Genomic DNA, 13955 nt, shown 5'->3' on the forward strand with positions numbered 1-13955 from the left:
TTGTTAAGCTTATCACTGTTTTATTTTATCTAACGGTACGTTAATGCTTGCTGATTCGATTGGGGTTATAGTCGTTCCGTCTTGTTCAATTAAGGAAATCGTTATTTCTATAGAGTCTTGATTATCCAAATCTATAAAAATTGATCTAAGCTGAAACTCATCAAACAGGCCATCTGTTTTAACAACGGTATCTTCTTCAAACAAATTACCATTCTTATCTCGGATCATAACTTGGAAAATTCGATCTGGAATCTTTTCCGATTGATCCGGTTGATAGTCTCTTTTACTGTACCATAACCCAAATTGTAGTTTTTTTGAAATTGGTAGGTAGTAGAGCTCTGTAAGATGTATATTTGGATTCTTTAAATCTTGATTCTGTTCTGTGAGCTGAATGGGTTCTTCATCGTTATTATATGGAGTATCCCATTGTAATGGCAATGTCGAACCAGTTTTGAGAGCAATTAGTTCCCTGTCAGCATACCAATAAACCCCAACTAAAATTATAATGACTGAAAAAAGTGAAATGATTAGTGTTTTTTTCACACAACATCCCTGCCATCTTTAGTTAATAACCTAACTGTCCTACTCCGTGTATCCAGGATTTAAATAAATTTAAAACCCCATTGTAGTTATTAATTCCATTACTTGCAACTACAGTATTGGATATATCTAAAGCAGAAGTTTTCAGATGTGATCGCGCAGGGATAATGTATTATTTGAAACACAGGTTTGAAAAGAATTTTAAGAGTGTTCCGATGTAAGGAGTATGGATTATGGATAAAAAAGAGAAGAAGTTTATTATTGCTATAATTGTACTTGCTGTAATTGTATTAGGAGTTATATGGTACCTAAAAGTAGGCTATCTATTAAAGAAACCAGAGATGCCCGAAGCAAATATTGCAATTCAAACCCAAATGGTCGATGGCGGTGCGATCAGTTTACGAAATGCTGATTACACGGAAAATCAAATCAAGGTTGGATATGAAGTGAAAGGGTTAAGTTTGGAGGAATATAATATTGCATGTGAGCTTTATCGTGACGGACATTTGATTTCAACTTCTGGCTCAACAGGTGGAGGTTTGATAGAACTGGACGAAAAGCATTATTACTTCATCGGTTATGAGAATATAACTGAAATGACTTTGCCTGAATCTATACATCTAAACGTGAAGATTAAAGTGATACCCAATGATTTTAGACAAAAATCGATAACTTTAACATTTGACGTTAGTCTTGATAAAGAAGTGAAATAGATTAAAGAAGGCAGTAAATTTTGATAAAAGAAACTCAAGGAGGGTCCTATGAAGACCATCGTTTATATGGTAAGGCATGCGGAGTCACCGTATACGGAAGGAACGGAAAGAACGAGGGGGCTTACCCTGGAAGGCAAGATAAATGCAGAACGAATAACGGAAATATTAACGAATGAAGGAATACATTCCATTGTCTCAAGTCCTTATGCCAGGGCGATTCTAACCTTAGAGGGTGTGGCAGCAGCGTTAGGATTAGATATTCAGATCATGGAGGATCTGCGGGAAAGGCATTTTTCAGATGATATGATTGCGGATGAAGAGTTCGAGCCTGCTTCGAAGAAGATGTTTGATGACCCCAATTATGCATTGCCAGGAGGCGAGTCGAACACGGTTTGCCAGAATAGAGCAGTGGGAGTGTTGAAACAGATTTTAGAAGAATACAAGGGTAAAAAAGTGGCGATCGGCACACACGGACATGTAATGACGTTGATGATGAACTACTTTGATTCGAGTTACGGATTGGATTTTATGAATCAAACCAAGAAACCGGACATTTATCGATTACAATATGACGAGATGGAATTAGAGAACGTGACAAGGCTATGGAGCGAACAGGGTGAAAGTGAATAAGCGAGAACGCTTGTTCATAATTTTGGTTACAGGTAAAATATAGATATCATTAAATATGGAAGGGATTGATTCCATTGACATTACAAAACTTGTTTCATGAAAAACCAACGAAGTTATGGAATGAAAGAATGATTGAAGGCGGAGATGAGCTTTTCACAGAAGATAGATTACTGATGTCTGATCAAGCCCTGGATACATATTTGCACCAATTAATAGCATTACAAGAAACGAAAGATTCTGAGCGCATGATGAAGGCTGTAGAGGAAGTTGTGGTTAGGTTTAATGAAATGAATGAGGCCAATGGTTACTTTATTGAAACGATGGAACGTGAAGAATTGGCTGATTTTATAGACAAGGCGGCTAGGCTGGCTGGATTAGACATCCAGGAGGATGAAGATATTACGGAAGAATGGAGAGAGTGGTGATTCGGCAGAACAGTGTTACCCAATTTTGAATGATAAGGGTGATCAATATGGAACGAGGACTCATTATATTTTTGAACGGAACATCAAGTTCGGGGAAGACAAGCATTGCGATGGAAATGAAAAATCAGGGAGACATTCCGTTTCATCATCTATCTGTAGATCAATTTCTGCAAAATTATGATCAATTCATCGATACTACATACCCAGATATGAAACCAACAAGAGAATTAGAACACCATGTGATGACAGATATCCTGTTCGACCCCATCAATTCGATGTACTGTGCAACCATTAAGCTGTTTTCGGAAATGGGTTTGAATGTCATCGTGGATACGGTCATCAGCAATGACAAGTGGTTTAATGATTTTTATGAGTTACTATCGGATTATCCGATATTGTTTGTAGGCGTGCAGTGCTCAAAAGAAGAACTCACCAGAAGAGAGCAGAGCAGGGGAGATCGCGAGATTGGACTTGCCCATTCCCAGTTCGACTACATCTACTCCTATGATGAATATGACCTGGAAGTAAATACGGAAGAGCTTAGCTCAGTTGCATGTGCGGAAAAGATATTAAGTTATATGAAGTCTGATCAGGAATACTTGGCATTTAGGAAGCTAAGCAGAAGAGACTAAGAGACTGCAGCTGATTGCGTCAGATCATATGATATCTATTTCAAATGAAAGTTAGGGATTCGGCCAAATCTTTTTCTTAGAGTTGCCAGGACCTAATAAGTAGATTTCATCAACACTCCCATAAGCATTAGAAAATGAAATTGTGAAGTCTTTACTACCACCGATAGGAAGTTTACTGCCTTTAATCTGAATGAATAATGAATTGTTATGATGTGAGAGGTAGTAGCCGTGATATCTGCTAATACTGTCTGCAAATCCACCTTTTATAGTAATAAGCTCAGGAGAAACTTCAGTTCTCGTAACCATTGTCTCGTCAGGATCGACAACCTTGTTCAACATATAAAATCCAATGATAATAGGAACAACGACAATAATAACTGCGCTAACAATAATGCTAAACTTCATGTTTGGTCGCATATTCATGATTCACCTCATAATTAGATGATATGAATCGATGTCTCAATACTCATTGGGCATCGATTTATTGTATTTAATCAGAACAGAATTCAACGTTTAGAAATATTAGGCTCATTTAAATAATATACTAATTCATTTTTTTTGTAGAGATAGGTGGAGGTCACCGATGGAAATTAACGCTAAGAATCCAGAAGATCATATCCAACACATGTTACAGGTAATCATTGAGAAAACAAAATCCATTATCAAAGATAGTCATAAACAATCCTTCGGCTCTTTAGATTATTTCCTGGGACATATTGTAGAGTATCGCGATGTAAAGCAATACCTGACAGATGAGTGGCATATCCGCACACCGCGCTGGCTAGGGGAGTATGGAAATACGCCGGAAGAAGAAGAGCTTCTTTCAGACATTTACCGACTGCAAGCATATATCACTGAAACATTAAAGGGCGGATAAGCGGCTTACGATGTCGCATTAGTCCGGCTCAAATGTCGCAAAAGTACATGGTAACACGATACGGAGATCGTTTATACTCTCTTTATGTTTCGATAATGAAAATCATTATCAGTATTATACATAAGGGGGATTCATCATGAATCAAGGAACAAAGGGGCAGGCTGCCGGAAGCAAGGCATATGCTGCTCACAAATCACGATTATTCATGGGCTTGATGTTAGCCCTTATTCTTGTCCTGACGGCTTGCGGTGCCGGAACAGGTACAGATAGCGGTAAACAATCTGCGGCAACGCCAGCGGAGACACCTGCGAATGCAGGAGCTTTTCCCGTAACGATCACACACATGAAGGGTGAGCTGACGCTAAACGAAAAACCACAGAGAATTGCGGTGCTTGATGTTAAATTTCTGGATCAAATGTTAGCGGTTGGCGAGAAGCCAGCTGGTAGTGTTATCGCTGGAGGTAACACCGATTTTCCGGAGTACTTAGGCGATCAGCCAAGTGATGTACAGGTTCTGGGTACACGGGACGAGCCTAATCTGGAAGCGATTGTAGCTTTGGACCCAGATCTGATTATCATGACGGACTTCCAGGAGAAGCAGTATGAGAGTGTAAGCAAAATTGCACCTACCCTGGTACTTGATTTTTACGAAGATTGGCGTGATACGTTAGCCACAGTTGCTAAGATTACAGACAAGCAGGACGAGGCGGAGAAAGTTCGCACAGCCTATGAGGAAAAAGTTGCTGGAATGAAGACCAAGCTGGCGGAGAAGATGGGTGATGAAACTGTAGCTCTTATTCGTCCGAGAAAAGAAGGCATTCGTGTTCATGGTATCGAGCATCGCACAGGCGGCATTTTGTATCAGGATTTGGGTTTAAATATGCCTGAACTCGTTAAGGAAATCAAGGATGATACCTCCGTTGAAATCTCGATGGAGAAGGTTCCTGACATTGGGGCAGATCGTTATTTTGTGCTGTCGGATGAGCTGTTTGCGGCAGAGGCAGAGGCGATGGTGAGTAATCCCGTGTGGAAGTCCCTTGATGCTGTGAAAAATAACCGCACGTATGACGTTAACTCAACATTGTGGATTGCATATTACGGACCGCTTGCGATTAATCTTATTGTAGATCAGGCATCGGAAGCCCTGCTCGGATCGAATTAATATGAACCCATATCTCTCGACAGACTTATGGAAAGAGACAGTGGAGGATTATTCGATCTTGCTCGGTGAGCCACCTGAACATAGTGTCCGTACCATTGCTCTAAGTGAGTTGCATGACGAAGTGGCATGCCGAGAGTATATCGGTTGGTTTCAGGAGTACATCGATGCCCCTGACATGAAGGTTGCCGCTTCGATGTTAGCCAAACGGATTGGTTATCTGTGGACGGCTCCGCTGGTGACCGCGATGACTTTTCATCATCAGCATGTTTCGTTTCAGCTGGAGAACAGCTTTCTCTATCATTCGGCGCTCTCAGATCATGAGGGAGGCACACGATTTCCTTTTCTAGCGGTGAATGGACTTCAGGCTGAAGGACTAACGGGAGACAGGGCAGTGTGGCGGGAAAAGGTGGTCGAGGAGATGTTTGCGGTACAGCTTACACCCCTATTAAAGACGCTTGCTGCAATTGCACCACTTTCAATGAGTATTCTCTGGGAGAATATCATGGTACGTATCGGCCGACTATTCGCTCCTGATGAAGCCGAGACTGAGCAGGAAAGTAAGATCATTCGTGAGGACTTTTCATATCTGACGCAGGTGGCATCCGGGGAAGTGTTTGGTGAGAGGAAGAATCCGTTAACCCGCTTCACCGATTGTAAGGAGAATGTGCATGTTGCCAAAAGCGAGCGAATTACCTGTTGTTTCTATTACCAGATGTCAGGCGAATATTGTCTCAAATGTCCGAAAATTGACAATGAGAAAGAATCTCAACTAAAATGACAACAGCAACAAATTTACCTTTGCTATTGTCAGGAGATGAGAGAAATGCCGCTGCAAGAACAGACAAGTCTATGGAGTGATACGGCGATCAAGATGCTTGACGGGTATAGCGGTACTTTGCAGACAGGTAGCGTTTTACACGAAACGGATTTAACTTCAAATGTGCTGCTGCTGGCATATGGAGGGGAAGGGGAGCTTGCAATGGATGGCGAGGGTTGCCACATTGGAGCTTCTTTTGCCTGTCATGTGGTGAAGGGATCATCCTTTACGCTGACGGCCAGATCAGAGGACATTCATTATATTGTGATCAAATACAAGGCTTCTTCCATGGAGGGAGCCTCTATTGCTATGCCTTCGTACCGAAAACATCCGCTGCGCAGGTCATTTGTTCAAAACTCGGCAACCCATGCGGAATGGATCGAAAACGCCGAAAAAATCGTTGCCAAATGGCGCCGCGGTGAAGGACTGGAACGTTTCTATGCCAACGCTTTGCTCCAAGGAATGATCTACGAGCTGATCATGGAGTATGAACGTGGTCAAGGGGGAGCGGAGTCCGACATGGTGGATGTAGTCGCTTCTTATATCACATCGCACTATCGTCAAAACTTGGAGCTAAAAGAGCTGGCAGCCCTGGCGGGCTGTAGTGTAAGACAGTTGCAGCGACGATTCAAACAAGAGAAGCAGCTTGGACCGATGGAATACGTCATTCAGCTGCGTATGGAAAGTGCCTCACGCATGCTGCGTCATACGGATGCGTCCATTGGGGAAATTGCTGAAAAAATGGGCTACCGCGATATGTATTACTTCAGTAGGGCATTTAAAAAATATAATGGCGTCCCACCGCTACATTACCGGCATGCCGCCGCTTCGAGAAGAGATGCAGACTATGCGAATGCTTTGCTGCAAAATCGCACAGCTTCTTCCTATGAATCAGCCGAAGGCCCGGTCATCTGCCATATGCGCGGGGAGTACACCGTCACCGAAATACCACAGCGTATCGCTGTCCTCGATGTGCAATATGCTGATCATTTGCTTGCACTGGGCTTGCCTCCGGTAGGAAGTGCCGGACTAGGAAGTACCGTGTTAACGTTCCCTCAATCACTCCGGTCAGGACTCCAGCATACAGCATTACTTGGTACGTATGAATACCCCGATCTTCCGGCGGTAGAGCGACTTGCGCCGGATCTGATTATTTGCACCGAGGTGCATGATCAGCACCATGAACTGTTAAGTGGAATCGCTCCAGTACTCATGTTCAAGCGTAACGAAAACTGGCAGACGATTCTAAGTCTGTTCGGTGAACTGACAGGCAAGCGAGCAGAGGCCAAGCAGATTATCGCGGATTATCATCGCCGAACAGCTTTGCTATCCGAGGAATTGTCCTCTGTACTGGCAGGAAAAAGTGTGGCATTGATACGTCCACTCGATTCCCTCGTGCGCGTCCATTCTGCTGCTCATCGCACAGGCGCTGTGTTGTACCGGGATCTGGGTTTGCCCGTTCCGTTATTTGTGGCAGATACCACCGACACGGCCTATCATATCTCGGTTGAGAGATTACCGGCAGTACAAGCTAGCCACTACTTTTTGCTGAGTAATGAGTTTATGCAGGATGGGATATCTGCGACAGAGACAAGGGTTTTGGGAATGCTGGCTGGGGGTGAGCAACAGTGTGTACATTCTGTTGATGCTGCAACATGGATCGGCTGTTATGGGCCGACAGGAGTTAATGGGATAGTGGATCAAATCGAGCAGGCGTTGTTGGGATGAGAGGGAGTTCTGATGTGACTCCCTCTATTTCTGTATATTCAGAATTCATCGAATTAGTGGATAACTTCTTTAAACAGAGGTGTATCTTAACTTAAGAACACAATCATTCTATTATGTAGGTCGCAGTTGTTTCTTCATTTTATTGTTACGGAGAACGTTGACAGAAGTAATTGACGAAAGATACAATCCATATATTCCCTATAGTTTCAAATTGTTTATATAGATTGATCGTTTTAAAAATAACTTCAACTCTCTATTTGGAATTTGATTTTTTGGATATACCTTCAGGAAGCGATAGTGTCTTAATACTTAAAGGATCGTAGTTCACGAAAACAAATACCTTCTTTTTCTTATCGCCTTCAATGTAGCCATGGAGGCCTAACGACTTGGCTAGATCGGGAGGAGAGAATTTATACTCCGTAAAACGAACGGCTACACCGTATTTTTCAAGAACATAATTTGCAGCGAACTTCTCGGCGGAGGATACAATCATCTTTTCCTCTTCGGAGGCACATGCTCCGAGTAAGAGAGATGAGATGATTAAGAGTACGAATAGGAAGAAAGGTTTTCTCAAAAGGGACACCTCTACTTTCATAGACTGGTATTAATATACTATAAAGATTGAAATATCACTAGTTTACATAATCATATCGAAATGTTCAATTCAGGAGGTATTTATGCGGAACGATTACATTAGCGATGAGTTGTATAAGGAAATATCTGATCTAGCCTACCAGGACAACGTTACTGCCGGAGCACCGCTTACAGAAGAGGGAGATTATGCACAATGGAAGGTCATTGAACCTGAAGGTGCCGAGCTCCACAATAAAGTGTCGGGTTTCGATTCCGTCATCCTCCACAACAATCAGACGAATCAGATTGTCATCGGTTACCGCGGAACAGAGCCAGGTGGGAGCTGGCTTGGGAGAGCAGCCGATTACGAAACAGACGTGTTCGATGTTTTAGGTGGACGCACCAGAGAACTGGAGGATGCCGTAACTGACCCTAATCATCATAACATTTTCAAGAAAAGTTTTATTCAATCCATTAAGGACGATATCAATTGGGAGAACAATCAATTTCATCAGGCGGAAGTACTTTATGAACAAGTCAAAGCAAAATATCCTGACGCAAGTATCTCTCTTACGGGACATTCGCTTGGAGGTGGTTTAGCACAATATGTGGCAGCACGACAGGATTTGTCGGCCATGACATACAGTGCTCCGAGTGTAACCAATCTGCTGGACGATGCAAGCTTGGCGAAAGTGAACGAAGGTTATTATGATAAAAAAGTGGTAAACATCGTTCAGCCAAACGATTCAGTAGGTGCAGGAGGACTTTTTGAATATGACAGACATGTTGGCAGCACGTACTACAAAGGCCAGGATTTTGACTCGGCCAATGCGATGTACCAAAACTGGAGGCTGCAATTCCAGCTCATGGTACCGATTCGTCCGATGGGGCCCAGCGGCCCGTTAGTCACATACAATTTCCCAATTGATATCGATCTGGACAAGTTTCAGGTCGGTAATATTGTTCGATTGATGGACTCGTTTTCCAAAAAAGAAGGCAAAGGATATCACTCGATGAACCAGTATCAGTTTGATGAACAGGGAAACTTGGTCGGTCCACTTATAGATCGCGCCACGGGGAAACAAATTGACATCTCACCACGCTGGAATGCTTATCAGGAATCACGGATGGCTTTGTCAAACCTCGTTGGCGGGTTTGTGGCTCCCTTGATTGCGGCTGTATCCAATGGAAAGTCAGGTCAAGGTGGTGGGACAATCCGACTAACGCCGGAGGAATTGGCACAGGCAGCCAAGGAAATGCGCTTTAGTCTGAGCGGGTTTTCCAATGATGCACAAGCTTCCATCCGAATGTTCGAGGCTTATACTTCCACAAGTGAAAGCCATTCCTTCACGTCAATCGCGTACGAAGCTACGGCGACACTGGAACGAATTAACCGTTGGTATCAGGAATCCATCAGCGAGATTGCCGAGTACATTGAACGCAAGCACGAAGATTTCGTTCAAGCAGACCAGTTCTTAACGGGAGGTAATTGACATGGGAAGAATATCGGTATCTTTATCCGATCTGAGAAGAGCCGTTCAGCAATGTGAGCAGTTGCAGGAGCGCTTAGTGCAGCAGGAGCAGAAGATGCGTTCAATACATAGTAGACTGGAGCAAGATTGGGCAGGAAATGCTGCCACAACGCTAGGATTCAAAATGCAATCTTTCCTGAACGGGACATCCAGCCGAATGGATGAATTGGAGGCGCATAAAGAAGCATTGCGACGATATATTCACAGGATGGAGGAAGCTGACCGTGAGGACTTCAGAGACCGGAGGGAGCACAGCATGCTGAGCTGAGATATTCGAACAGTGGTATGCAGATTCTGCAGCAACAAAGATCGGCACAGGGTTGTAATGTAGAAAGCCTGAATATCAATCCACGAAGTTATGACATTCAGATGATGTGGCGAAGCGATACGTTCTACCTTTTAGAAAATTTGATATGTTCCAAATGCATCGGAAGGTCGTCGGATTCCCTATGGGATGAAGAAGGACCTTTTTGTTTTATTACTATAACGAAAGGCTCCACTGCATACTCGCGTCCTGTACAACCCTGCATATATTCAGCGTATTCAAAGCCCATTGGATCGATTGGATAAGGGTTTGAGAAAACTAATAAATCTCCCTTATTCGCCAATTTCCTTTCGCAATTGTAACAATATGGGTTATCATATACGTAGTTCAGGCACTAGGAGGAGGTAATTCAATGAAAAAAAATATAGCAATAATCATACTAATGGTTGGATTGGTAATAAGCATGTACTTCAACTATCAATTCAAAGCGTACAAAGATAATCAAGAAGTTGAATACACGGTTAAACTGAATCATGGAACTCAAATGGGTATAAAAGAATCCATCTACAATTTAGATAATGTGATAAAAAGCTTAGAGGACGGCTCTTCCAAGGAAACAGTCATATATGCCTTAGGAAATGTGGCGGTATCTTTGAAAGTTGGCGAAGAATCATTCGTGTTCCTGAAATCCGACTTCAGGGAAGATCAATTATCATCAACTTATTTAATCTATAATGTGTTTAGAGATATGTATACGCATATAAGAGTAGAAATCATAGGCGAAATTTTATCGAATAAGATATCGCTAGAAAAAGAATCGAGAAATCAACTGATTAAGGATATAGGAGTGCTTAAACAAGATTTGGAGTATATCGATAGTCAATTTAACGAGGATATTCTGAAAGAACAAAGTCCTAAGTGGATTGAAAACAAATGGAAAGAGTTAATTGGAGAGATTGTAAATCGAAATACGGATTATAAGTTATATGAAAGAATGAAAATGAAATACAATTTATAATGAGTTCGTGAGAGACTATGGATATAGGCGGATAACCCCGCACCAACTAACTGTGCTCATGCAGCCGCACCCTTTCGGGTGCTTTTAAGCCGGTGGTGGGTTAGCATCTACGAAACGACATCAAACCATAAGGAGGCCAATTACGTGATTAGATTGTGTAAAAGCATGGATACGGATGTAATGTATCAGATTATTAATGATGCAGCAAAGGCATACAAAGGAGTAATTCCTGACGATAGGTATCATGAGCCTTATATGACATTGGAAGAGCTAAAGTGCGAAATGAACGATGGTGTAGTATTTTGGGGGTTTGAAGAAAAAAATCTATTATTAGGAGTTATGGGAATTCAAGATAAGGGTGATGTATGTTTAATTAGACACGCATATGTACGAACAAACCAAAGGAATAGCGGAATAGGTACGAAGCTTTTATCTCATATGGTGGCTTTAACAAATAAACCGATCTTAATAGGGACATGGGACTCAGCTGAATGGGCTAAGAAATTTTACTTAAAGAATGGTTTTAAACTGGTATCACCTGATGAGAAGAAAAAGCTATTAAATACCTATTGGAATGTTCCAGAAAGACAAATTGAGACCTCTGTAGTCTTATGCGATAGCAAGAGGGCCACTTGACAAAATTTCAGAATATACAAGTTAAAATTAAATTAGAAGTGGTTTCGTATAATATCATATTCCCGCGTAGGGGCTTGCGCCCCTTGATCTGCCCGTAATATTTCTGTGAAATGGATAAGCAGTTACATCCATTCCCTAAGATAAGGCTATCTAAAGGGGGGCGTCGTGATGCTGGTACATTCCAGAAATTAATAAATCAAAACGAACCTATATTTGAAAGCAAACAGCTAGACAATGTCTATTTAAAAGGACTTAGTAAATATTCACAGATTAGACTAGCGATTGCACTTGAACTTGCAAATAGGGATCTTCAAGATGAAGAGAAAAAATTAAAGGAGTTTCCGAATTGAAGAATCAAAAGCGTTCAATAATTTTGTTATTTCTTTTAATATTACTAGCCCTAACTGGTTGTAGTTCAAACAGTGTGAAGACGGATGAAACTGTTGAGAATGGGTTGAACATAAACTCGATATCAATTGGACTGGGAGGGAGCGAAGGAGATGAAGGTATTACAGTCGTAACATATCATTTCAATCTATGGAATAGGACCAATAAATCAATAATCCTAAAAACAGTTGAACCAATTATAAGTAATGGGATTCAGGAGCGATTAATCGATAGAGACATTAAATTGGACATAAATAAGAAAGTTGATGGTAATACTTCGGAAGCACTGACAGGTACTTTTAAATTAGATACTAAAGGGCTTGATAAAGAAGGAATAATCAAGTTAAACATTAATGTTAAAGAATTTAATATAGCATTTGAACAAGTCATAGGAATAAACGAACCTTAAGGCTCATCAATATCGGATAACAAAGTGTTTATGATGTGTGACAGGTATCCTTTTTGCTGAAAATAGTGGTGTTTTTCTTAAAGGAGGATCTTAAATAATGAGAAAACGACATTCTATTGAAAAAGCGGAGTGGTCAGAAACAAGAGAGAACCAGTATCACAAAGACTGCAAGAATATTGTATTTTCATTTGGCGATAGACTCATTGAAGAGGGTGGCACGGTTTATTTGAAACGAAAAGAAGTCGAGATTAAGGTAATAAAACCTCTTAAAAGAAAAACATTCTGGTATGAAACTTGGCTAAAGATCAAAGAAATCTACAGTACATAGTCTAATGAAATTCAACATGATCGCTTAAGAGCCAGTGAAGGTTGATTAATCATTTTGTGAGTAATATTTGGAGGTAATTGAATGACGATAATTTGTCTCGAAGGTGCCAGTTCTGTAGGTAAAAGTACCACTTGTCAGCAGTTCGCTACACAATATGATGCATTTATTGTTCCAGAAACAGGGCTTCTTTTTGAATCTCCTCAACTTGACGGTAAGGAACTTATGATGTGGTTGCTGGAGAGACAAATCGATAGATGGCATATAGCATATGAGAAGAATCAACAACATGAGTATGTGATTTTGGATGGCGATGTATTTAAGATTTGGTACAGCTGGATATATGGTTATGAGCACCTATCTTTAGATGAAACAGCGAACTTTTTTAGAGAGAAGTTATTGAAGAATGAAATATCATTACCGGATGCTTATGTACTGTTCTGGGCTGAAGAAGACGAGCTGCGCAAGCGAAAGGAGATGGATCAGACAAGATCCAGAAGAAATTTTGATAAACATCTGCGCATGATTGAACCTCAAATGAGATACTTCCATTATCTTAATGAACTGGTACCAGGATATGTAGGGATTCATAAAGCAGAGACTGTAGCAGATAATATACATCATATTGTAAAGCATAGCGAGACATTACCGGACATAAAAAAACGAGAGATCGAAATCTTTGATAGAGTAATTGATTTTTACAAGAGTACTACTCCTTAATCTTAGTGTGGCTTTTGATATCAGATCTCAAAGCTATTCTAGCTGTGTCTTGGATAACTGACCAAATACTGCGATCAAAGAAAAAGAAATATATGAGGTGGGTTATGGGCGTAAGAAAAAAATATAAACGTAAAATCATTCGCTCTAATCGATTATTTTATTGGTATGTTGAACCGGATATTGACGATGAAGGAATAATCAAGTTACATATCGTTTCTGAGGATAAGAAGTTAATCGTCACTTATGAAGTGGGACAACACAGTATTAAGAACAAGCCCCCATTTATAGTCATCATCGGAGAAGAATTTGAAGGCTGGACAACAGAATATATAGGATACAGAAGAGTATTAACACCTCAATGGAGCGATGAGATCATCACGCCAAAATTGATAGGTGAAATGATTGATTGGTGTCTCTTGAAAGATAAAGAAATAAACATCGTTAATTGGAAAGGTGAAATTCTTCGGCCTCTCTCCTGAATGGAGTGTAATTGCATTTGAAAATAATTTAGATTCGTGTGGACTCTTTTGAAAACGCATACGTGAAAACAAGACTATGTAATTATC

20 protein-coding genes are annotated in these 13955 nt (G+C 41.0%); 17 read left to right on the forward strand and 3 right to left on the reverse strand.

Going from position 1 to position 13955, the window contains the following annotated elements; genetic code table 11:
• Positions 1–12: 12 nt before the first annotated feature.
• Complete coding sequence (locus tag AC1DE7_RS01015) at positions 13–543, reverse strand: hypothetical protein (RefSeq protein ID WP_477533564.1); 531 nt, start codon at positions 541–543, stop codon at positions 13–15.
• A 230-nt stretch (positions 544–773) separates the two neighbouring features.
• Between AC1DE7_RS01015 and AC1DE7_RS01020 the strand changes: the two genes are divergently transcribed.
• The 4 genes from AC1DE7_RS01020 to AC1DE7_RS01035 all read left to right on the forward strand — a co-directional run bounded on the left by AC1DE7_RS01020 (position 774) and on the right by AC1DE7_RS01035 (position 2940).
• Entirely contained in the window at positions 774–1253 is a 480-nt protein-coding gene (locus tag AC1DE7_RS01020; RefSeq protein WP_477533565.1) for a hypothetical protein, read from the forward strand.
• Between the two features lie 48 nt (positions 1254–1301).
• Positions 1302–1883, forward strand: coding sequence for a histidine phosphatase family protein (locus AC1DE7_RS01025; protein WP_477533566.1), 582 nt, complete (start codon positions 1302–1304; stop codon positions 1881–1883).
• Positions 1884–1972: 89 nt separating this feature from the next.
• Entirely contained in the window at positions 1973–2308 is a 336-nt protein-coding gene (locus AC1DE7_RS01030; protein ID WP_477533567.1) for a hypothetical protein, read from the forward strand.
• A gap of 47 nt (positions 2309–2355) precedes the next feature.
• Entirely contained in the window at positions 2356–2940 is a 585-nt protein-coding gene (locus AC1DE7_RS01035) for a chloramphenicol phosphotransferase CPT family protein (RefSeq protein ID WP_477533884.1), read from the forward strand.
• A gap of 51 nt (positions 2941–2991) precedes the next feature.
• On the opposite strand, the gene AC1DE7_RS01040 is transcribed toward AC1DE7_RS01035, so the two are convergent.
• Entirely contained in the window at positions 2992–3363 is a 372-nt protein-coding gene (locus tag AC1DE7_RS01040; protein ID WP_127544077.1) for a hypothetical protein, read from the reverse strand.
• A gap of 160 nt (positions 3364–3523) precedes the next feature.
• On the opposite strand from AC1DE7_RS01040, the gene AC1DE7_RS01045 reads away from it, so the two are divergent.
• The 4 genes from AC1DE7_RS01045 (at position 3524) to AC1DE7_RS01060 (ending at position 7524) form a co-directional block, all read left to right on the forward strand.
• Positions 3524–3817: a hypothetical protein gene (locus AC1DE7_RS01045; RefSeq protein WP_477533568.1), complete on the forward strand. Its 294-nt coding sequence runs from the start codon at positions 3524–3526 to the stop codon at positions 3815–3817.
• A 136-nt stretch (positions 3818–3953) separates the two neighbouring features.
• Positions 3954–4979 carry an ABC transporter substrate-binding protein gene (locus tag AC1DE7_RS01050; RefSeq protein WP_127544073.1) on the forward strand — a complete coding sequence of 342 codons (1026 nt, stop codon included), beginning with the start codon at positions 3954–3956 and terminating at the stop codon, positions 4977–4979.
• 1 nt (position 4980) lies between these two features.
• Positions 4981–5757: an IucA/IucC family C-terminal-domain containing protein gene (locus AC1DE7_RS01055; RefSeq protein ID WP_477533569.1), complete on the forward strand. Its 777-nt coding sequence runs from the start codon at positions 4981–4983 to the stop codon at positions 5755–5757.
• Positions 5758–5802: 45 nt separating this feature from the next.
• Entirely contained in the window at positions 5803–7524 is a 1722-nt protein-coding gene (locus tag AC1DE7_RS01060) for a helix-turn-helix domain-containing protein (RefSeq protein ID WP_477533570.1), read from the forward strand.
• Between the two features lie 253 nt (positions 7525–7777).
• Here AC1DE7_RS01060 and AC1DE7_RS01065 read toward each other — a convergent pair whose 3' ends face one another.
• Positions 7778–8119, reverse strand: a complete 342-nt coding sequence (locus AC1DE7_RS01065) for a hypothetical protein (protein ID WP_164783110.1) — start codon at positions 8117–8119, stop codon at positions 7778–7780.
• A gap of 82 nt (positions 8120–8201) precedes the next feature.
• Here AC1DE7_RS01065 and AC1DE7_RS01070 point away from each other — a divergent pair, with 82 nt between their 5' ends.
• The 9 genes from AC1DE7_RS01070 to AC1DE7_RS01110 all read left to right on the forward strand — a co-directional run bounded on the left by AC1DE7_RS01070 (position 8202) and on the right by AC1DE7_RS01110 (position 13868).
• Positions 8202–9590, forward strand: coding sequence for a Tle-like phospholipase domain-containing protein (locus AC1DE7_RS01070; RefSeq protein WP_477533571.1), 1389 nt, complete (start codon positions 8202–8204; stop codon positions 9588–9590).
• 1 nt (position 9591) lies between these two features.
• Complete coding sequence (locus tag AC1DE7_RS01075; protein WP_024633865.1) at positions 9592–9897, forward strand: WXG100 family type VII secretion target; 306 nt, start codon at positions 9592–9594, stop codon at positions 9895–9897.
• Between the two features lie 409 nt (positions 9898–10306).
• The gene (locus AC1DE7_RS01080) at positions 10307–10912 is read left to right on the forward strand and encodes an oxidoreductase (protein ID WP_477533572.1); all 606 of its coding nucleotides are present in this window, start codon (positions 10307–10309) and stop codon (positions 10910–10912) included.
• 144 nt (positions 10913–11056) lie between these two features.
• The gene (locus tag AC1DE7_RS01085) at positions 11057–11548 is read left to right on the forward strand and encodes a GNAT family N-acetyltransferase (protein ID WP_127544059.1); all 492 of its coding nucleotides are present in this window, start codon (positions 11057–11059) and stop codon (positions 11546–11548) included.
• Between the two features lie 110 nt (positions 11549–11658).
• On the forward strand, positions 11659–11898 hold the full coding sequence (locus AC1DE7_RS01090) for a hypothetical protein (protein WP_127544057.1): 240 nt from the start codon (positions 11659–11661) through the stop codon (positions 11896–11898).
• On the forward strand, positions 11895–12344 hold the full coding sequence (locus tag AC1DE7_RS01095; RefSeq protein ID WP_477533573.1) for a hypothetical protein: 450 nt from the start codon (positions 11895–11897) through the stop codon (positions 12342–12344). Before AC1DE7_RS01090 ends, AC1DE7_RS01095 begins: the two co-directional genes overlap by 4 nt.
• Before the next feature lie 97 nt (positions 12345–12441).
• A complete protein-coding gene (locus AC1DE7_RS01100) occupies positions 12442–12672 on the forward strand; it encodes a hypothetical protein (protein WP_036669362.1) in 231 nt (76 codons plus the stop codon).
• A gap of 81 nt (positions 12673–12753) precedes the next feature.
• Positions 12754–13389 carry a P-loop NTPase family protein gene (locus AC1DE7_RS01105; protein WP_036610570.1) on the forward strand — a complete coding sequence of 212 codons (636 nt, stop codon included), beginning with the start codon at positions 12754–12756 and terminating at the stop codon, positions 13387–13389.
• Between the two features lie 104 nt (positions 13390–13493).
• The gene (locus AC1DE7_RS01110; RefSeq protein WP_477533574.1) at positions 13494–13868 is read left to right on the forward strand and encodes a hypothetical protein; all 375 of its coding nucleotides are present in this window, start codon (positions 13494–13496) and stop codon (positions 13866–13868) included.
• The last annotated feature ends 87 nt before the right edge of the window (positions 13869–13955 follow it).

It is taken from the genome of Paenibacillus sp. 10L310, assembly GCF_056395745.1.

What these genes read in the sequence shown, in the direction of transcription:
- AC1DE7_RS01100 (WP_036669362.1), top strand. Translation starts at nt 12,442, where the DNA reads ATGAGAAAACGACATTCTATTGAAAAAGCGGAGTGGTCAGAAACAAGA.
- AC1DE7_RS01025 (WP_477533566.1), top strand. Translation starts at nt 1,302, where the DNA reads ATGAAGACCATCGTTTATATGGTAAGGCATGCGGAGTCACCGTATACG.
- AC1DE7_RS01105 (WP_036610570.1), top strand. Translation starts at nt 12,754, where the DNA reads ATGACGATAATTTGTCTCGAAGGTGCCAGTTCTGTAGGTAAAAGTACC.
- AC1DE7_RS01110 (WP_477533574.1), top strand. Translation starts at nt 13,494, where the DNA reads ATGGGCGTAAGAAAAAAATATAAACGTAAAATCATTCGCTCTAATCGA.
- AC1DE7_RS01020 (WP_477533565.1), top strand. Translation starts at nt 774, where the DNA reads ATGGATAAAAAAGAGAAGAAGTTTATTATTGCTATAATTGTACTTGCT.
- AC1DE7_RS01040 (WP_127544077.1), bottom strand. Translation starts at nt 3,363, where the DNA reads ATGAATATGCGACCAAACATGAAGTTTAGCATTATTGTTAGCGCAGTT.
- AC1DE7_RS01045 (WP_477533568.1), top strand. Translation starts at nt 3,524, where the DNA reads ATGGAAATTAACGCTAAGAATCCAGAAGATCATATCCAACACATGTTA.
- AC1DE7_RS01060 (WP_477533570.1), top strand. Translation starts at nt 5,803, where the DNA reads ATGCCGCTGCAAGAACAGACAAGTCTATGGAGTGATACGGCGATCAAG.
- AC1DE7_RS01050 (WP_127544073.1), top strand. Translation starts at nt 3,954, where the DNA reads ATGAATCAAGGAACAAAGGGGCAGGCTGCCGGAAGCAAGGCATATGCT.
- AC1DE7_RS01055 (WP_477533569.1), top strand. Translation starts at nt 4,981, where the DNA reads ATGAACCCATATCTCTCGACAGACTTATGGAAAGAGACAGTGGAGGAT.
- AC1DE7_RS01075 (WP_024633865.1), top strand. Translation starts at nt 9,592, where the DNA reads ATGGGAAGAATATCGGTATCTTTATCCGATCTGAGAAGAGCCGTTCAG.
- AC1DE7_RS01080 (WP_477533572.1), top strand. Translation starts at nt 10,307, where the DNA reads ATGAAAAAAAATATAGCAATAATCATACTAATGGTTGGATTGGTAATA.
- AC1DE7_RS01065 (WP_164783110.1), bottom strand. Translation starts at nt 8,119, where the DNA reads ATGAAAGTAGAGGTGTCCCTTTTGAGAAAACCTTTCTTCCTATTCGTA.
- AC1DE7_RS01035 (WP_477533884.1), top strand. Translation starts at nt 2,356, where the DNA reads ATGGAACGAGGACTCATTATATTTTTGAACGGAACATCAAGTTCGGGG.
- AC1DE7_RS01090 (WP_127544057.1), top strand. Translation starts at nt 11,659, where the DNA reads ATGGATAAGCAGTTACATCCATTCCCTAAGATAAGGCTATCTAAAGGG.
- AC1DE7_RS01070 (WP_477533571.1), top strand. Translation starts at nt 8,202, where the DNA reads ATGCGGAACGATTACATTAGCGATGAGTTGTATAAGGAAATATCTGAT.